13 protein-coding genes and 1 pseudogene are annotated in these 16511 nt (G+C 71.7%); 4 read left to right on the top strand and 10 right to left on the bottom strand.

Going from position 1 to position 16511, the window contains the following annotated elements; all coding sequences use genetic code 11:
- Positions 1-19: 19 nt before the first annotated feature.
- The 6 genes from ADL29_RS38000 to pepN (ADL29_RS37975) form a co-directional block, all read right to left on the bottom strand.
- Positions 20-1420 carry a cytochrome P450 gene (locus tag ADL29_RS38000; RefSeq protein ID WP_053928013.1) on the bottom strand — a complete coding sequence of 467 codons (1401 nt, stop codon included), beginning with the start codon at positions 1418-1420 and terminating at the stop codon, positions 20-22.
- A complete protein-coding gene (locus ADL29_RS37995; RefSeq protein ID WP_053928012.1) occupies positions 1417-2052 on the bottom strand; it encodes a GTP-binding protein in 636 nt (211 codons plus the stop codon). Before ADL29_RS37995 ends, ADL29_RS38000 begins: the two co-directional genes overlap by 4 nt.
- Complete coding sequence (locus ADL29_RS37990; protein ID WP_053928011.1) at positions 2033-2395, bottom strand: DUF742 domain-containing protein; 363 nt, start codon at positions 2393-2395, stop codon at positions 2033-2035. Before ADL29_RS37990 ends, ADL29_RS37995 begins: the two co-directional genes overlap by 20 nt.
- Complete coding sequence (locus tag ADL29_RS37985; protein WP_179954703.1) at positions 2392-2781, bottom strand: roadblock/LC7 domain-containing protein; 390 nt, start codon at positions 2779-2781, stop codon at positions 2392-2394. Before ADL29_RS37985 ends, ADL29_RS37990 begins: the two co-directional genes overlap by 4 nt.
- Positions 2782-2831: 50 nt before the next feature.
- Positions 2832-4355: a sensor histidine kinase gene (locus ADL29_RS37980; RefSeq protein WP_425424312.1), complete on the bottom strand. Its 1524-nt coding sequence runs from the start codon at positions 4353-4355 to the stop codon at positions 2832-2834.
- A gap of 178 nt (positions 4356-4533) precedes the next feature.
- Positions 4534-7101, bottom strand: coding sequence for an aminopeptidase N (gene pepN, locus ADL29_RS37975; protein WP_053928009.1), 2568 nt, complete (start codon positions 7099-7101; stop codon positions 4534-4536).
- Between the two features lie 80 nt (positions 7102-7181).
- Here pepN (ADL29_RS37975) and ADL29_RS45840 point away from each other — a divergent pair.
- Positions 7182-7673 (top strand): annotated as a pseudogene (locus tag ADL29_RS45840) (Uma2 family endonuclease); the annotation flags it as partial.
- A 135-nt stretch (positions 7674-7808) separates the two neighbouring features.
- A complete protein-coding gene (locus tag ADL29_RS45835; RefSeq protein ID WP_053928084.1) occupies positions 7809-8354 on the top strand; it encodes a DUF1203 domain-containing protein in 546 nt (181 codons plus the stop codon).
- Positions 8355-8494: 140 nt separating this feature from the next.
- Here ADL29_RS45835 and ADL29_RS37960 read toward each other — a convergent pair whose 3' ends face one another.
- Both ADL29_RS37960 and ADL29_RS37955 read right to left on the bottom strand, forming a co-directional pair.
- Entirely contained in the window at positions 8495-9526 is a 1032-nt protein-coding gene (locus ADL29_RS37960; RefSeq protein WP_053928008.1) for an aspartate-semialdehyde dehydrogenase, read from the bottom strand.
- A 178-nt stretch (positions 9527-9704) separates the two neighbouring features.
- A complete protein-coding gene (locus ADL29_RS37955) occupies positions 9705-10307 on the bottom strand; it encodes a TetR/AcrR family transcriptional regulator (RefSeq protein WP_053928007.1) in 603 nt (200 codons plus the stop codon).
- A 148-nt stretch (positions 10308-10455) separates the two neighbouring features.
- Here ADL29_RS37955 and ADL29_RS37950 point away from each other — a divergent pair, with 148 nt between their 5' ends.
- Positions 10456-10731: a hypothetical protein gene (locus tag ADL29_RS37950; RefSeq protein ID WP_053928006.1), complete on the top strand. Its 276-nt coding sequence runs from the start codon at positions 10456-10458 to the stop codon at positions 10729-10731.
- 185 nt (positions 10732-10916) lie between these two features.
- Positions 10917-12656: a TIGR03767 family metallophosphoesterase gene (locus tag ADL29_RS37945; RefSeq protein WP_053928005.1), complete on the top strand. Its 1740-nt coding sequence runs from the start codon at positions 10917-10919 to the stop codon at positions 12654-12656.
- A gap of 14 nt (positions 12657-12670) precedes the next feature.
- On the opposite strand, the gene ADL29_RS37940 is transcribed toward ADL29_RS37945, so the two are convergent.
- Together ADL29_RS37940 and pepN (ADL29_RS37935) are read right to left on the bottom strand one after the other, a co-directional pair.
- The gene (locus tag ADL29_RS37940) at positions 12671-13693 is read right to left on the bottom strand and encodes a hypothetical protein (RefSeq protein ID WP_053928004.1); all 1023 of its coding nucleotides are present in this window, start codon (positions 13691-13693) and stop codon (positions 12671-12673) included.
- Positions 13694-13817: 124 nt separating this feature from the next.
- Positions 13818-16415, bottom strand: coding sequence for an aminopeptidase N (gene pepN / locus ADL29_RS37935; protein ID WP_053928003.1), 2598 nt, complete (start codon positions 16413-16415; stop codon positions 13818-13820).
- Positions 16416-16511: the final 96 nt, after the last annotated feature.

The following is a 16511-nucleotide window of genomic DNA, read 5'->3' as shown; positions in this document are numbered from 1 at the left end:
AGGCCCGCCCGGCGCATGCTCAGCCGAACAGCCGCGACCACCACGACCGGGGGGCGGCCGCCTCCGCCGGTGCCGAGGGTGTGGGTGCCGGTACGGCCGCAGGCAGCGGAGACGACCGGGGCTGCACCGGGGTCGAGCCCGTCACCCCGGCCCCCCGGGGCGTGAACGTCACCGGCAGGCTCACCAGCTGGTGCGACATCAGCGATGCGGAGCGCATCAACGCGCCTTCGGGTACGGCCAGTTCCAGATCGGGCAGCCGGGTGAGCAGGGTGTCGATCCCGCTGTCCGCGATCGCCCGCCCGATGTCCTGGCCCGGGCACTCATGCGGCCCGCCGCTGAAGGCGAGGTGCGAGCGGTTGCCGTGCACCGGCGAGGCGAGGTCGGGGCGTATCTCGGGGTCCACGTTGCCCGCCGCGAGGCCGAGGAGCATCATGTCGCCCTCGCGGATCTCCGCGCCCCCGAGCACCGTGTCGCCCGTGGCCCACCGGCCCAGGATGGTGGTGAGCGGCGGCTCGTCCCACAGCACCTGCTCGAGGGCGTCCGGCAGCGTCATATGACCGCCGGACAGGCTGGCCCGGAAGCGGCGGTCGGTGAGGACCAGGCGGAGGGTGTTCGCGATCAGGTTGGCCGTCGTCTCGAAGGCGGCGATGAGGACGAGGCGTACGTGCTCGAGAATCTCCTCGTCCGACAGCGCCGCACCCTGCCCCGCCGCGCCCGACTCCAGCAGCCAGGACGTGAAGTCCCGGCCGGGCTGCTCCCGCTTGCGCTCGACCAGCTGGCGCAGCGCCTGGGTGATGTACTCGTTCGACTGGACGGCCGTCTCCGTGCCCTTGAGCATGTCGCGGGCCGCCTCCACGATCCGCGGACCGTAGGACTCGGGCATGCCGACGAGCTGGGTCATCACCAGCATCGGGAGCTGCTCGGCGAAGTCCTGGACCAGGTCGGCGCGGCCGTTCTGCGCGAACCGGTCGATCAGCTGGCCCGCGAAGCGGGTGACATAGCGGCGGATCCCCCGGCGGTCGAAGCGCTCCAGGGACTCGGTGACCGCGCCGCGCAGCCGCTCGTGCTCGGCGCCGTCCGCGAAGTTGCACACCGGCTGCCAGGCGGCGATCGGGGTGAGCGGATGGTCGGCCGGGACCCGGCCCTCGCGCAGATCGCGCCAGCGCCGGGAGTCGCGGGAGAAGCGGGACGGCGTACGGGCCACGTCGAGGTTCTCGCGGTGGCCGAGGACCAGCCAGGCTCGCAGGTCGCCGTGGACCAGCACCGGGGCGACGGCGCCGTGTTCGTCCCGCAGCTTCTCGTACAGCCCGCGCGGATCCGCCTCCGCCTCGGGGCCGTACAGCCTGCGGATCCCCTCGGCGCCGAGCCCGTGCGCGGGGCAGCCCGGGGGAGGGGCGGGGGACGGGTCGGGGGTGTTCACGAGGCCTCCGTCGGCGTGGCCAGGGAATACAGGTAGTGCATCAGGGTCATCAGGACGTCGCGGCTCGAGGTGCGCAGCCGTGCGTCGCACTCCACGATCGGCACCGACTCCGGCAGGTCGAGCGCGCCCCGCAGTTCCTCGACCGGGTAACCCGGCGCATCGGGGAAGGTGTTGACGGCGACGACGAACGGCACGCGGCGCTCCTCCAGGCGTCCGATCACGTCGAAGCTCACCTCGAGGCGGCGGGTGTCCACCAGCACCACCGCGCCGAGCGCGCCCTCGAACAGGCCGCGCCACAGGAACCAGAAGCGCTCCTGTCCCGGGGTGCCGAACAGATAGAGCACCAGCTGTTCGTTGATGCTGATGCGGCCGAAATCCATTGCCACGGTGGTCGTGGACTTGCCCGCGATCCCGGCCGTGTCATCGACGCCGACCCCGGCCTGGGTCATCGTCTCCTCGGTGGTCAGCGGCCGGATCTCGCTGACCGAGCCGACCAGGGTCGTCTTGCCGACCCCGAATCCGCCGACGATCACCACCTTGACCGCGGCGGCCGCGGTCTCGGGCAGCACGTCCTCGCTCCGCGGCCCGGCGAGCTGCTGCCCGGTGGCCCGGTCAGAGCCTTTGAAGTCCATCGATCACTGCCTCAATCAACGCGATGTCGGGGAGTTGTGCGGGCGGCACCGGCGGCCGGGCGGTGACCCGCTTGTCGGCCAGCAGATCGCTGAGCAGCACGGTCACCACACTGACCGGCAGGCCCAGGTGCGCGGAGATCTCCGCGACGGACAGCGGCCGGTGGCAGATGCGGACGATGTCCGCATGCTCCGGCGGCATCCCGGGCCGCGGGCCCGACCCGGCCACGATCAGCGTGACCAGGTCGAGCTCGGTGGGCGCGGACGAACCGCTGCGCCCACCAGTGATCACATAGAGCCGCTCGGGCCCGCCCACGTCCCATTCCTGGCCGGAGGGCTGGGTCACCTGGCGGCCTGCCCGTCCTGCCGCGGCGGCGTGCTCAGGTGCTCTCCGATCCGCAGTACGAGGTCGCGCATCCGCTGGCCCATCAGGCCCGCGTCCACGCCGTCGTCGGCCAGTACCGCGAGATAGGCGCCCGCGCCCGCCGCCATCAGATAGAAGAAGCCGGCGTCCATCTCGATGACGACGAGTCGCATCCGCCCCTCGCTGTGCGGGAGTTCGGCCGCGACCGCGCCCGCGAGGCTCTGCAGTCCCGCACAGGCCGCGGCCAGGCGGTCCGCGGCGTCGGTGTCCCCGCCGTGCTGGGCCATGCGCAGGCCGTCCGCGGAGAGCACCACCACCTGGCGGGTCTGCGGGACGCTCTCGGCCAGGTCCTTGAGCATCCAGTCCATGCTGCCGGTCCGGCCGGTGCTGCCGGCGTAACCCAGGTCCTGCTGCTGCATCACTGCTCGTTCCCCTTGCTTGCCGACGCGGGCGCCGAGGCGGCGACGTCGAGGTCTTGATCCTGATCCGGCGTGGTCTCGCCGTTCTGCGCGGTATCGCCGTTCTGTGTGGTCTCGCCCGAGACACCGCTCTGGAACGCGGCCAGCCACATGCCGGGCTGGACGGCGTCCGCGGAGTCGGCAGCGGGTGCCGGCCCGCTCGGGGCCGGCGCGGCTTCGGGCGGGGTGACCGGGCTCTTGCGGCGGCGCTGCGGCAGGCCGTTCGCCGTGCGTTCGGTGACCACGGGAGCTTCCGCGTCCACGGTCGGGCCGGTGGCGGCGCGCGCGACGACCGGCACCTGCGCCGACGGGGTGTCCGCGGCGATCCGCGGCCCCGACGACGTACCGATGCCGTGCGCGCGCCCCGTGGCGCCGGCCGCCGTGGTGATGAGCTCCTGCGGGACGATCAGCACGGCCCGTACGCCGCCGTACGCCGACGGCCGCAGTGACACCTGGAAGCCGTACGCCTGGGCCAGCCGCCCGACCACGGCCAGGCCGAGGCGCGGGGTCTCGCCGAGGTCGTTGACGTCGATGCCCTGCTGGGCCTGGAGCAGCATCCGCTCGGCGCGGGCGCGGGCCTCCTCGCTCATCGAGACACCGCCGTCCTCGATCTCGATGGCGATGCCCGACTGGACGTCGACGGCGGTGAGATGGACGCGGGTGTTGGGCGGCGAATAGCGCGTGGCGTTGTCGAGCAGTTCGGCCAGGGCGTGGATCAGCGGTTCGACGGCGGTGCCGACGACGGCGATCTCGGAGACCGAATGCAGCTCGACGCGCTGGTAGTCGATGATCCGGGACATCGCGCCGCGGAGCACGGAGTAGAGGGGCACCGCCTTCGACCACTGGCGGCCCGGACGGGCACCGCCGAGGACGGCGATGGAGTCGGCGAGCCGGCCGATCAGCGCGGTGCCGTGGTCGAGCCGGAGGAGATCGCCGAAGACGTCCGGGCGCTGTCCGTGCCGGTCCTCCATCTCCCGCAGTTCCTGGGCCTGCTGGTGAACGATGGCCTGAACCCGTCGGGCGATGTTCACGAAGGCGCGCTGTGCGGAGTCGCGCAGGTCCTCCTCGGCGGCCACCGCGTCGACCACCGAGCGCAGCACCGCGAGGTGGGCGGCCGGGGCGTCGAGCCCGGTCAGCACCTCCTCGGGGAACTCCCCGCGCCGCAGCCGGCCGACCACGTCGGGCAGCAACTGCTCGGCGAGCCGCACCGTTTCGGACTCCTGGTGGGCGAGGGCCTCCTGGCGGGCGGCGGCCGTGGCCTCCAGCACGGCGATGCGGCGGGCCCTGCGCCGGGCCTCGGCGCAGGCGACGGCGGTGACGACGACCGCCGCCACACCGAGGCAGAGAACGGTCGTGGACGCGGAGGCCGGTCCCACCGCCGTGGCTACGGCGGTGGCCACCGCGAGGGCGGCAGGCGGCAGCAGCCAGAAAGGGAAGGGGGACTTGGGATTTCCCGGGGCCGTCCCCGCACTCACCCTCTGCACTACAACTCCCGTACGTGTCCGAAGATCACCTTACGGATATGTAGCGTAACGCTTTCGAGTGACCTGAGTTGACGTCGAGGTCAACTTGTTGGCGCGTTCTTCACGTACCCGGGAGTAGTCCGGAAACGCCCCGGCACCGGGGCGGACCACCGCCCCGGTGCCGGAATCAGCCGCCGGCTCAGGCCGCCGCAGCGTCCGCCGCCTGCGCCTTGAGCGCCCTCTCGATGCCCGCGCGCGACTCCGAAACGAGCCTGCGCAGCGCCGCGTTGGGCTCCGCGGCGGTCAGCCAGGCGTCGGTCGCGTCCAGGGTCTCCTGGAGGACCTGCAGCGACGGGTAGAGGCCGACCGCGATCTGCTGGGCCATCTCATGGCTGCGCGCGTCCCAGACGCCCTTGACCGCGTCGAAGTACTTGGCCGCATACGGCGCCAGCAGCTCCCGCTGGTCGGTCTGGACGAAGCCGCCGATGACCGCCTCCTGGACGGCGTTCGGCAGCTTGTCGGACTCGACGACCGACGCCCACGCCTCCGCCTTGGCCTCCTCGGTCGGGCGGGCGGCCCGGGCGGTGGCCGCGTGCCGCTCACCGGCGGCGGTCCGGTCCCGCTCGTACTCGGCCGCGATCTCCGCCTCGTCGAAGCTGCCGACCGCCGCCAGCCGCTCCACGAACGCCCAGCGCAGCTCCGTGTCGACGGCCAGGCCCTCGATGGCCTGGGTGCCGTCCAGCAGGCCCTTCAGGAGGTCCAGCTGCTCCGGCGTACGGGCGGTCGCGGCGAACGCCCGTGCCCAGGCCAGCTGGTGGTCGCTGCCCGGCTCGGCGATGCTCAGCTGGACCAGCGTGGCGTCCGTCCACTGGGTCAGCAGGGCGTCGCGGGCGGACGGGTCGGCGTACAGGTCGATCGCCAGCTTCACCTGACGGTGCAGCGACTGCACCACGCCGATGTCCGACTCCTTGCCGATGCCGGACAGCACCAGCGACAGGTAGTCGCGGGTGGCCAGCTCGCCGTCGCGGGTCATGTCCCAGGCCGACGCCCAGCACAGGGCCCGCGGCAGCGACTCGGTGAAGTCCCCGAGGTGCTCGGTGACGGCCTTCAGCGACTCCTCGTCCAGGCGGACCTTCGCGTACGAGAGGTCGTCGTCGTTGAGGAGGACGACGGCCGGGCGGGCCGTGCCGACCAGCTGCGGTACGGCGGTCAGTTCGCCGTCCACGTCCAGCTCGATGCGCTCCTTGCGGACGAGCTTGCCGTCCTGAAGCTCGTACGCGCCGATGGCGATCCGGTGCGGCCGCAGGACCGGCTCGCCCTTGGCGCCGGCCGGCAGCGCCGGGGCCTCCTGCCGGACCGCGAACGCGGTGATGACGCCGTCCGCGTCCACCTCGATCTCCGGCCGCAGGATGTTGATCCCGGCCGTCTCCAGCCACTTCTTCGACCAGGTCTTCAGATCGCGGCCGGAGGTCTCCTCCAGCGCCCCCAGCAGATCGCTCAGCCGGGTGTTGCCGTACGCATGCGCCTTGAAATAGGCCTGCACGCCCTTGAAGAACTCGTCCATCCCGACGTACGCCACCAGCTGCTTGAGGACCGAGGCCCCCTTGGCGTAGGTGATGCCGTCGAAGTTGACCAGGACGTCGTCCAGGTCACGGATCTCCGCCATGATCGGGTGGGTGGAGGGCAGCTGGTCCTGCCGGTACGCCCAGGTCTTCATGGAGTTGGCGAACGTGGTCCAGGAGTGCGGCCACTTCGAGCCCGGCGCGTAGGCCTGGCAGGCGATCGAGGTGTAGGTGGCGAACGACTCGTTCAGCCACAGGTCGTTCCACCACTCCATGGTGACCAGGTCGCCGAACCACATGTGCGCCAGCTCGTGCAGGATGGTCTCGGCCCGCACCTCGTACGCCGCATCCGTCACCTTCGAGCGGAAGACGTACTGGTCGCGGATGGTCACCGCGCCCGCGTTCTCCATCGCGCCCGCGTTGAACTCCGGCACGAAGAGCTGGTCGTACTTGGCAAAGGGGTAGTCGTAGTCGAACTTCTCCTGGAACCAGTCGAAGCCCTGCCGGGTGACCTCGAAGATCGCGTCGGAGTCGAGGTGCTCGGCGAGCGAGGGGCGGCAGTAGATGCCCAGCGGCACCGTGCGCCCGTCCTTCTCGTACGTGCTGTGCACGCTGTGGTACGGGCCCACGATCAGCGCCGTGATGTAGCTGGAGATCCGCGGCGTCGGCTCGAAGCGCCAGACGTTCCCGCTCGGCTCCGGCGTCGGGGAATTGGAGATCACCGTCCAGCCCTCGGGGGCCTTCACGGTGAACTGGAACGTCGCCTTGAGATCGGGCTGCTCGAAGGAGGCGAACACCCGGCGCGCGTCCGGCACCTCGAACTGTGTGTAGAGGTAGGCCTGCTGGTCGACCGGGTCGACGAAACGGTGCAGCCCCTCACCGGTGTTGGTGTACGCGCAGTCCGCCACGACCCGCAGCTCGTTGCGCCCGGCGGCGAGCCCCCGCAGCGCGATCCGCGAATCCTTGAACACCTCGGCCGCATCCAGCGCTTCGCCGTTGAGCACGACCTCGTGCACGGCCGGCGCGACCAGATCGATGAAGGTCTCCGCGCCCGCCTCGGCCGCATCGAAGCGCACCGTCGTCACGGACCGGTAGGTACCCCCGTCCTGCGCCCCGGAGAGGTCCAGATCGATCTCGTACGCGTCCACGCTCAGCAGCCGCGCCCGCTGCTGCGCCTCGTCGCGGGTCAGATTCGTGCCAGGCACCCGGCCATCTCCTTCGCATTCGTCATCGCATCGGATACTTCGGCCATCCTTCCACGGCGCGGGTCACCTGATCGTGGGCAGTGCCGGTGATCCCGGGACCGGGGCCGCCGCTCTCCGTCAGGCTGGGCCCGATCGAGCCCACCGAGGCACCGACCGGCAGAAGGGCCGTGATGAACGGATCGCCGCCACCGTTCCACAACGCCATCGTGGGCAGGCTCGCCGCACGCTTCGATGCGGCGGGCTGGGAGGCGTTGACCGGGCAGGCGCTCATCGGGGAGACGTCCGGGGGCGAATCCACCGCGGATCTTGCCGTCGCCACCGCCGAGGCGATCGAGGGCGACCCCAGCCCGCTCCCGGCCGACCGGGTCGCGCTGGTCGGCGAGGTCGTCTCGTCCGGCCAGGACGGCGACTATGCCGAGAAGCGCAAGTGGTACGCGCGCAGCGGTATCCCGCTCTACCTCCTCGTCGACCCGCACGACGGCCTGATCGAGCTGTACTCCCGCCCGGAGAACCTGACCTACCGCCGGGTCGCCCCGTACCGGTTCGGTGACGCGGTCGACCTGCCGGAGCCGTTCTCCTTCTCCGTCGACACCTCGCTGTTCCGGGTCTATCCGCCCGAAGCGGTGCGCTGGGACCGGAACCCGGAATTCCTGCGCGACGTCCGAATTCCGCCAGCACCCGACGAGCAAAAGCCGCAAACTGACCACATGATCCAGCACATCCCGCACTCCGCCCCCCGCTACACCCCCTGCCCCATCCCTCCCCCCACCCTCAAGGAACTCCAGGACACCGACGACGCCGGCCGCCCCCTCGAACCCTTCACCGCCCGCGAGGACGGCGTCCCCGTGCACTGCGTCGGCAGCCCGCTCCGCTGCTGCCTGCGGGACATCCGGCCCGGCGAACGGATCGCGCTCGTCTCGTATGCGCCGCTGCGGCGGTGGGCGGCGGCCACCGGGGCCGAGCCGGGGGCGTACTGCGAGCTGGGGCCGGTCTTCATCCACGCGGGGGCGTGTGACGGGCCGGACGCGGACGCCGCCGGGTACCCCTTCGCGCGGGCGGGCGCGCTGCGGACGGTCCGCCGCTACAACACCGACGGGCAGATCGCCGGCGGCCGGTTCTTCGAGATCCCGGAGGACGCGGAGAGCGGGTTCGACGCCGTCTTCGACGAGGCGTTCGCCGATCCGGAGGTGGCGCTGGTGCACGTACGGGCGCTGGAGTACGGCTGCTTCCAGTACGAGGTCCGGCGCCCCTGAGACGGGCCCGCCGCCAACGCCGAGGGCCCGTACGGAGCCTCCGTACGGGCCCCGCCGGGCACATCAGCCAACAATTGAGCAACCCCCACGGCGCGCAACCACCTCCGCGAGAGCGGCGGCGGTTCAGCCGCAAGGGGGGCTCAGCCGCGCAGCTCCGCGGCGACCAGCTCCGCGATCTGGACGGCGTTCAGCGCGGCGCCCTTGCGGAGGTTGTCGTTGGAGACGAACAGCGACAGGCCGTTCTCGGCGGTCTCGTCCCCGCGGATGCGGCCCACGTAGGACGCGTCCTGGCCCGCGGCCTCGAGCGGGGTCGGCACGTCGGAGAGGACGACGCCGGGGGCACCGGCCAGCAGCTCCTGGGCGCGGGCGGGGCTCAGCGGACGCGCGAAGCGGGCGTTGACCTGGAGGGAGTGGCCGGTGAAGACCGGGACACGGACGCAGGTGCCGGACACCTTCAGGTCCGGGATCTCCAGGATCTTGCGGCTCTCGTTGCGGAGCTTCTGCTCCTCGTCGGTCTCGTTCAGACCGTCGTCGACGAGGGAGCCGGCCATCGGCAGCACGTTGAAGGCGATCGGGGCGACGTAGGTGTCCGGCTTGGGGAACTCCACCGCGGCGCCGTCGTGCACCAGCTTGGTGGCGTCCTGCTCGATGACCTTGCGGACCTGCCCGTCCAGCTCGGCCACGCCGGCCAGACCGCTGCCGGACACCGCCTGGTAGGTGGCGACGACCAGGGAGACCAGACCGGCCTCCTCGTGCAGCGGACGCAGCACCGGCATCGCGGCCATGGTCGTGCAGTTCGGGTTGGCGATGATGCCCTTGGGGCGGTCCGTGATCGCCTGCGGGTTCACCTCGGAGACCACGAGCGGGACCTCGGGGTCACGACGCCAGGCCGAGGAGTTGTCGATCACGACCGGGCCGGCGTCGGCGACCTTCTGCGCCAGCGCCTTGGAGGTCGCGCCGCCGGCCGAGAAGAGGACGATGTCCAGGCCGGAGTAGTCGGCGGTGGCCGCGTCCTCGACGGTGATCTCGGTGTCCTGCCAGGGCAGCGTACGTCCGGCGGACCGGGCCGAAGCGAACAGGCGCAGCTGCTCGACCGGGAAGTTCCGCTCGGCGAGAATGCCCCGCATCACGCCGCCGACCTGTCCGGTGGCTCCGACGATTCCGATCCTCATGGGACTCCTTCTTTCCGACCTGATGGATCCGGCCCGGACCCGGCCTGGATCCGACCTGATGGAGATGTCTGCTGGGAACACCTGCTCAGTAGTGCTCCCATCATGTGTGTGACACCCGTCGCCTTGTCCAATCCGTTCCATTCTGTGGAGCGTGACCGGCCCGGGCGGGGTCCGCGGTTCAAGGGTGCGGCACCGCCGGCGGAACCAGCGCGTCCAGGGCGCGGTCGAGGGCGCGCAGCAGCGCTTCCCGGTCATCGGGGGCGTACAGCAGCCGCAGTGCCAGCCCGTCGGACAGCGCGATCACGGCATCCGCGAGGGCCAGGCAGTCGGCGCCCGGCTCCGGGCCGCGGCCGTGCCCGGCGTCCGCCAGCCAGCCGGCGAGGGCCTCGCGGACGTCCGCGTCGACCCGCCGGCGGATCGCGCCGAGCCCGGGGTGGTGGGCCGCACGGGTGGCGAAGGCCAGCTGGGCGGCGGCCTCGGCCCGGCGCTCCGCGTCCACGGGGAGGGTGGTCAGGACGAGCGCACACAGCGCCTCGCGCGGTGGCAGACCGGGGTCGACGGCGGCCATCCGCTCCTCGATGCGCGCGCCGGCCAGCTCGGCGGCGAAGGCCAGCATCTCGTCCTTGGTGCGGAAGTACTTCTGCACGGCCCCCGGCGAGCGGCCGGCGGCGGCGGCCACCGTGCGCACGCTGACCTCGTCCAGTCCCTGCTCGGAGGCGAGGCGCAGCACGGCGGCCCCGATCTGGCGGCGCTGTTCCTCGCGGTCCACGGTCTTGGGCACGGTGTGCTGCTCCTCACTCCCGGTATCACTCCCGAAGCCACTCTTGGTATCGCTCCCGGTGCCTCTTCAGGATACGGGCGTATTCTTTTTGGGATACGGTCGTATTCTCAAGCGCCCGGATATGCCAGGCGCGCCGGAAGGGGCAGAGGTGGACGAGCGGGACCGCAAGGAGCTGCGGGAGTGGATCGAGGAATGGCGTTACTGGCTCGGCGGCGCCGTGATCCTCTCGGCGATCTGGGGCGTGCAGTGTTTCCGCAGGGGCGAGCAGAGGTTCTACTGGCCGCTGACGCCGCTGGCCGTCTGGGCCGCCGTGCTGATCGCCGTCGCGGTATGGCCGCGCGGCGGGGAGCCGGACGACTCCTGGCCAGGGCCTGTCCGAGGGGTCAGGGCCCGTCCGCTGCCCCGTCAGATGAACTCCCGGTGACCGGTATTCGCCGCCGGGAACGCAGTACGGTGACCGGCCGATTGCGGGCAGATCCCTGTGCGGTGATAGGCGAACGGCGTTGCGGTGCCGTTCACTCGCAGGTCATCCCCGATGCCAACGATCCAAGGAGACAGGGCAGTTGCGCTGCCCGGCCGCCTTCGCGTTCGCACTCGGGGAGTTCGCGTATGTCCCGTATACGGTCCGCCGCTCTCGACCGCCGTACCTTCCTCACCGCCACCGGCGCCGTCGGTGCCGCCGCCGGGCTCGGGTTCGCCCTCGGCCTCGGCACCGACCGGCCCGCCGCGGCCGTCACCGTCGCCCCGGGCCCGGCCCCCGCCGCGCCCGCCCCGGTCCAGGCGCCCGCCGTGCCCCGCGCCCCGTACACCAAGGGCACCACCCTCGGCAGCGTCGCCGCCCCGCGCGGCACCTCCGGCTACCGCCGCCTCGCCGACGGCCCCGCCTGGGACCGCGTCGTCCGCGCCGACCTGGCCGCCGCGCACGGCGGCCGGGACCGGCGCCGGACCGCGCTGGCGTCCTTCGTGCAGTTCACCGATCTGCACCTGGTCGATGTGCAGAGCCCGCTGCGCTACGAGTACCTGCGCGCCGAGACCGCGAGCGCCTGGCGGCCGCAGGAGGCGCTCTCCGTCGCGGGCGTGGTCTCCCTGATCGAGCGGGTCAACGCGCTGCCGGGCGGGCCCGCCACCGGCGCCCCGCTCTCCTTCGTGATGACCACCGGGGACAACACGGACAACAACTCCAAGCTGGAGCTGGACTGGTTCCTGACGGCGATGAGCGGCGGCCGGATCACCCCGAACTCCGGTGACCCGCGCCGCTACGAAGGCGTCCAGGACAGCGGCCTCACCCTCTACTGGCAGCCGGACAGCGCACTGCGCGACGCCGACAAGAAGCTCGGCTTCCCGCGGCTGCACGGGTTCCTCGACGCCGCGATCCGTACCGTCCACAGCCCCGGGCTGCGGCTGCCCTGGTACTCCACGGTCGGCAACCACGACTCGCTGCCCGGCGGCTGCTACGCGCCCGGCGATCCCTACTGGACCGAGATCGCCACCGGCGGCCGCAAGCTGGAGACGCTGCCCGCCGCGGAGGCCGCCAAGGTGTGGAAGGCGGTCAAGAACGGCCTCGACCCCAAGGGGGAGGACTTCAAGCGGCTGCTGAAGGCGCATGCGCGGCAGGCCCGGCCGGTCACCCCCGACGAGCGCCGCGCGCCCTTCACCCGTGCCGAGTACCTCAAGGCCCACCTCGACCCGGCCCGGACCGGCCCCGGCCCGCACGGCCACGGCTACACCGCCGCCAGTCTGGCCGAGGACCGGCTCTACTACACCTTCCCGGTCTCCGACCACGTCCTCGGCGTCAGCCTGGACACGACGGACCCCGGCGGGCACTACACCGGATCGGTCGGTGACGGCCAGCTCCGCTGGCTCGAGCGGGTGCTGAAGGACGAGGCGAAGGGCGCGGGCCGCCATGTCCTGGTCTTCAGCCACCACACCAGCAAGACCATGAACAACACCCGGCCCGACCCGGCCCGGCCGCACGAGAAGCGGCACGGGGGTGCCGAGCTGGTGGAGGTACTGGCCGCCCACCCCGGCGTCGTCGGCTGGATCAACGGTCACAGCCACAAGAACGACATCACCCCGCACGGCAGCTTCTGGGAGGTCTCCACCGCCTCGCACATCGACTTCCCGCAGCTGGCCCGGGTCATCGAACTGGTCGACAACCACGACGGCACCCTGTCGCTGTTCACGACCCTGGTCGAATCGGCGGCCCCGCACCGCACGGACTTCACCGATCTCTCCCAGACCGGGCTGGCCGCCCTCTACCGGGAGCTGTCCTTCAACGCACCGGAGGCCCGCACGGACCTGGCCGGTACGGCCCGGGACCGCAACGTCGAGCTGCTGGTCAAGCGCTAGCGCACGCATCCCGGCTATCGGGGCAGCACCACCACATACGCGCTCGGCTCCCGGTCCGCCGACGCCATCAGGGCGGTCCGCACCACCGCGGCCGCCTGGCCGGGGGCATCGCGCAGGGTGCGGGGCAGGACGTGCACCACCGTGATGCCGAGCCGCTCCAGGTGCTCGCGCCGCTGGTCGTACGAGGAGCGCGCCGGGTCCTGGTCGTGGCGCGGGGCCCGGGTGTCGATCTCCAGGGCCACCGAGTGGTCCGGCCAGTAGGCGTCCACCCCGCCCAGGTGCGGCCCGCCCGGCAGCCGCAGATCGACGTTCCAGCAGGGGTCGGGCAGACCGTGGTGGTGCACCATGGCGTACAGCCGCTGCTCGGCGAGCGCGCGGCCCTCGGCCATCAGGGTGTCCACCGCGTTCACCACGTGCGGCCGCGTCAGCAGCCTGGCCCGGCTGAGCTCCCGTACCAGCGTGGCCGCTTCGCAGTGCCCGCCGCGGACCGCCTCGGTCAGCAGCCGGCGCACCGACGACGCATCGGCGAGATGGGCCACCGCGTCCGCGAGCGCGCGCGGGACCGGCGCGGTCGGCACCCCGGTGATCTCCTGCGGCACCGGCATCTCCACCGCCCGGACGATCCCCGCGAAGCCGGTCGAGCGCAGCCGCCGGGTGCGGGCGACCAGCACGTCGATGCGGTCGAGGGCGAGCAGCGGGGGAGCGGTGGTGAAACCGTGCAGGGCGAGCGCCGCCAGGCCGGTGATCATCGCGGCCGGAGCCTCGGGCTGTCCGCCGCCCTGGCGGGGCACGGCCGGCCCCCGGTGGCGGGCGAACAGCAGGGCCGCATGCAGCCGTTCCTCGCTGGTGGGCGGCCCCGGGTGCAGCAGATACACACCGGGCAGGACCTGCTGCCAGGGGCCGCCGGGCCGGCACCGTTCGGCGGTCTCCGCCGGCAGGATGCCGTGCTCGCGCAGCTGACTGGCGGTCAGCACGCGGCAGTGGATGCCGGACAGCTGGCGGAGGGGGAGCGGGGAGAGCGGGGTGTCGTGGTTCATGATCCGGCCATTCCCGCGCCCCCTCCACCCGCTAACCGCTGTTACACGCCCGTACCCGAAACCGGACAACGCCGTCCTAAAGTACGGGCGTTCGACTGCCGAAAAGGGCTGGTCGACAGCCGGGTTACGGCCTGGGCGCGGCCGCCTCGTCACAAGCCTGTGCGCGCAGCGCCCGCGCAAGATCGTCCCGCTCCTCCGAGACCATCCGGCGCAGCGCGGGCGCCGCCTGAGCGTGCTCCGCCAGCCAGGCGTCCGCCGCGTCCAGCGTGCTCTGCGCCACCAGCCAGGACGGGAACAGCCCGCGCACCACCGACATCGCGATCTCGATGGACCGCTCCTGCCACACCCGCTCGATCATCGTGAAGTAGCGCGGGGCGTACGGGGCCAGCAGCTCCCGCTGGCCGAGCTGGACGAAGCCGCTGATGGTGGCCTCCACCAGGGCGTTCGAGAGCGCGTCGGAGACCACGACATCGGCCCAGGCCTGCGCCTTGACCTCGGCGGACGGCCGGGCGGCCAGGCAGCGGACGTGGTGGCGCTTGCCCGAGGCGGTGTCGTCGCGGGCCAGCTCGGCGTCCATGTCGGCCTCGTCCACGACGCCGTGCGAGGCCAGCGGCTCCAGGAACGCCCAGCGCAGCTCCTGGTCCACGTCCAGACCGTCGATCTTCGCGCTGCCGTCCAGCAGGCCGCGCAGCAGCTGGAGATCGGCGGGGCTCGAGGCGATCTCCGCGAAGTGCCGGGCCCAGGCCAGCTGGTGCCCGCTGCCCGGCTCGGCCAGCCGCAGCTCGCGCAGCGCGCCCTCGGCCAGCTCCCGGCCGGCGGTCTCGCGGCGGGCGGGCGCGGAGTAGTGCTCCAGTGCCGTACGGGCCTGGGTGTGCAGCGACTGGAGCACCCCGATCTCGGTCTCCCGGCCGGCGAAGCGCAGCACCAGGTCCAGATAGTCGCCGGCCGGCATCAGCCCGTCGCGGGTCAGGCCCCACAGCGCGGCCCAGCACAGTGCCCGTGCGAGCGGGTCCTCGAGGTCGCCGAGCCGGGCCCGCAACGTGGCCAGCGACCCTTCGTCGAACCGGATCTTGCAGTACGTCAGATCCTCGTCGTTGACCAGGATCAGCTCGGGCCGCTCGGCTCCGGCCAGCTCCGGGACGACCGTGTGCGGACCGGCGACATCCACCTCCGCGCGGGCGTACCGCACCAGCGCACCGTCGTCGTCCCGCCGCCGGTAGAGCCCCACCGCGACCCGGTGCGGCCGCAGCTCCGGGTGCGAGGCGGCCGCCTCCTGGAAGATGCTCAGCTCCGTGATGCGGTCCTGGGCGTCATAAGTCGCCTGCGGGGTGAGGGAGTTGACGCCCGCCGTCTCCAGCCAGGCCTGCGACCAGGCGGCCATGTCCCGCCCCGAGGTCTCCTCCAGCACCGACAGCAGATCCGCGAGCCGGGTGTTGCCGTACGCATGCCGCTGGAAATACCGCCGCGCACCCTCGAGAAAGGCATCCTGCCCCGCGTACGCCACCAGCTGCTTGAGCACCGACGCGCCCTTGGCATACGTGATGCCGTCGAAATTCAGCTTGGCGTCCTGCAGATCACGGATGTCGGCGGTGACCGGATGGGTCGACGGCAGCTGATCGGCGCGATAGGCCCATGACTTGCGGCGGTTGGCGAAGGTGATCCAGCCGTTCTCGAACCGCGTCGCGCCCACCAGCGAGAACGCCCCCATGAAGTCCGCGAACGACTCCTTGAGCCACAGATCGTCCCACCACTGCATGGTCACCAGGTCGCCGAACCACATATGCGCCATCTCGTGCAGGATGACATTGGCCCGGCCCTCGTACGACGCCTCGGTCACCTTCCCCCGGAAGATGAATTCCTCCCGGAAGGTCACACACCCCGGGTTCTCCATCGCCCCCAGGTTGTATTCCGGGACGAATGCCTGGTCGTACTTCCCGAAGGGATACGGATAGTCGAAGTGGTCGTGGAAGAAATCCAGCCCCTGCTTGGTGACGGTGAAGATGTCGTCGGTGTCGAAATAGCGCGCCAGCCCCTTGCGGCACAGCGCCCCCAGCGGGATCTCCAGCTCGCTGCCGTCCTCGAAGGTGCGGCGGTAGCTGTCCGAGACGTAGTGGTACGGACCGGCGACCACGGCCGTGATGTACGTCGAGATCGGCCGGGTCGTCGCGAACCGGTGCCGGCCGTTCTCCGGCGTACCCTCCTCCGCGCCGTTGCTGAGCACCACCCACCCCTCCGGGGCGGTCACCTCGAAGGTGAACGGCGCCTTCAGGTCCGGCTGTTCGAAGTTGGCGAAGACCCGCCGCGCATCGGCCGGTTCGTACTGCGTGTAGAGATAGACCTCGCCGTCCTCGGGGTCGATGAACCGGTGCAGCCCCTCGCCGGTACGGCTGTAGGCGCACTGCGCATCGACGACGAGGGTGTTCTCGGCGGCCAGGTCCTCCAGCGCGATCCGGGCGCCGTCGAAGACCTCGGCCGGGTCCAGCGCGCGGCCGTTGAGGGTGACGGAGGTGACCGACGGGGCGAGCAGATCCGCGAAGGTCGCCGCGCCCGGCTCGGCGCAGCGGAAGCGGATCGTGGTCAGGGAGCGGAAGGTGGCGGAGCCCCCGGCGGTTTCGCCGTGCTGTACCGCTGAGCGGACATCGAGCGCCACGTCGTACCCGTCAACGCTCAGCAGCCGGCCCCGCTCCTGCGCTTCGTCCCGGGACAGATTCTCACCTGGCACGACGTGACTCCCTCGTCCTCGTCTCGAATATCGAACACCGAACACTGGGAATCATGGCACGGGGTGTGGTTGTTGAACCGTCCGACCGCTATCGAA

The sequence above is a fragment of the Streptomyces chattanoogensis genome (assembly GCF_001294335.1).
GTDB classification, from domain to species: domain Bacteria; phylum Actinomycetota; class Actinomycetes; order Streptomycetales; family Streptomycetaceae; genus Streptomyces; species Streptomyces chattanoogensis.
Note: the sequence above shows the minus strand (reverse complement) of the source record. Positions and strands in the feature narration are given on the sequence as shown.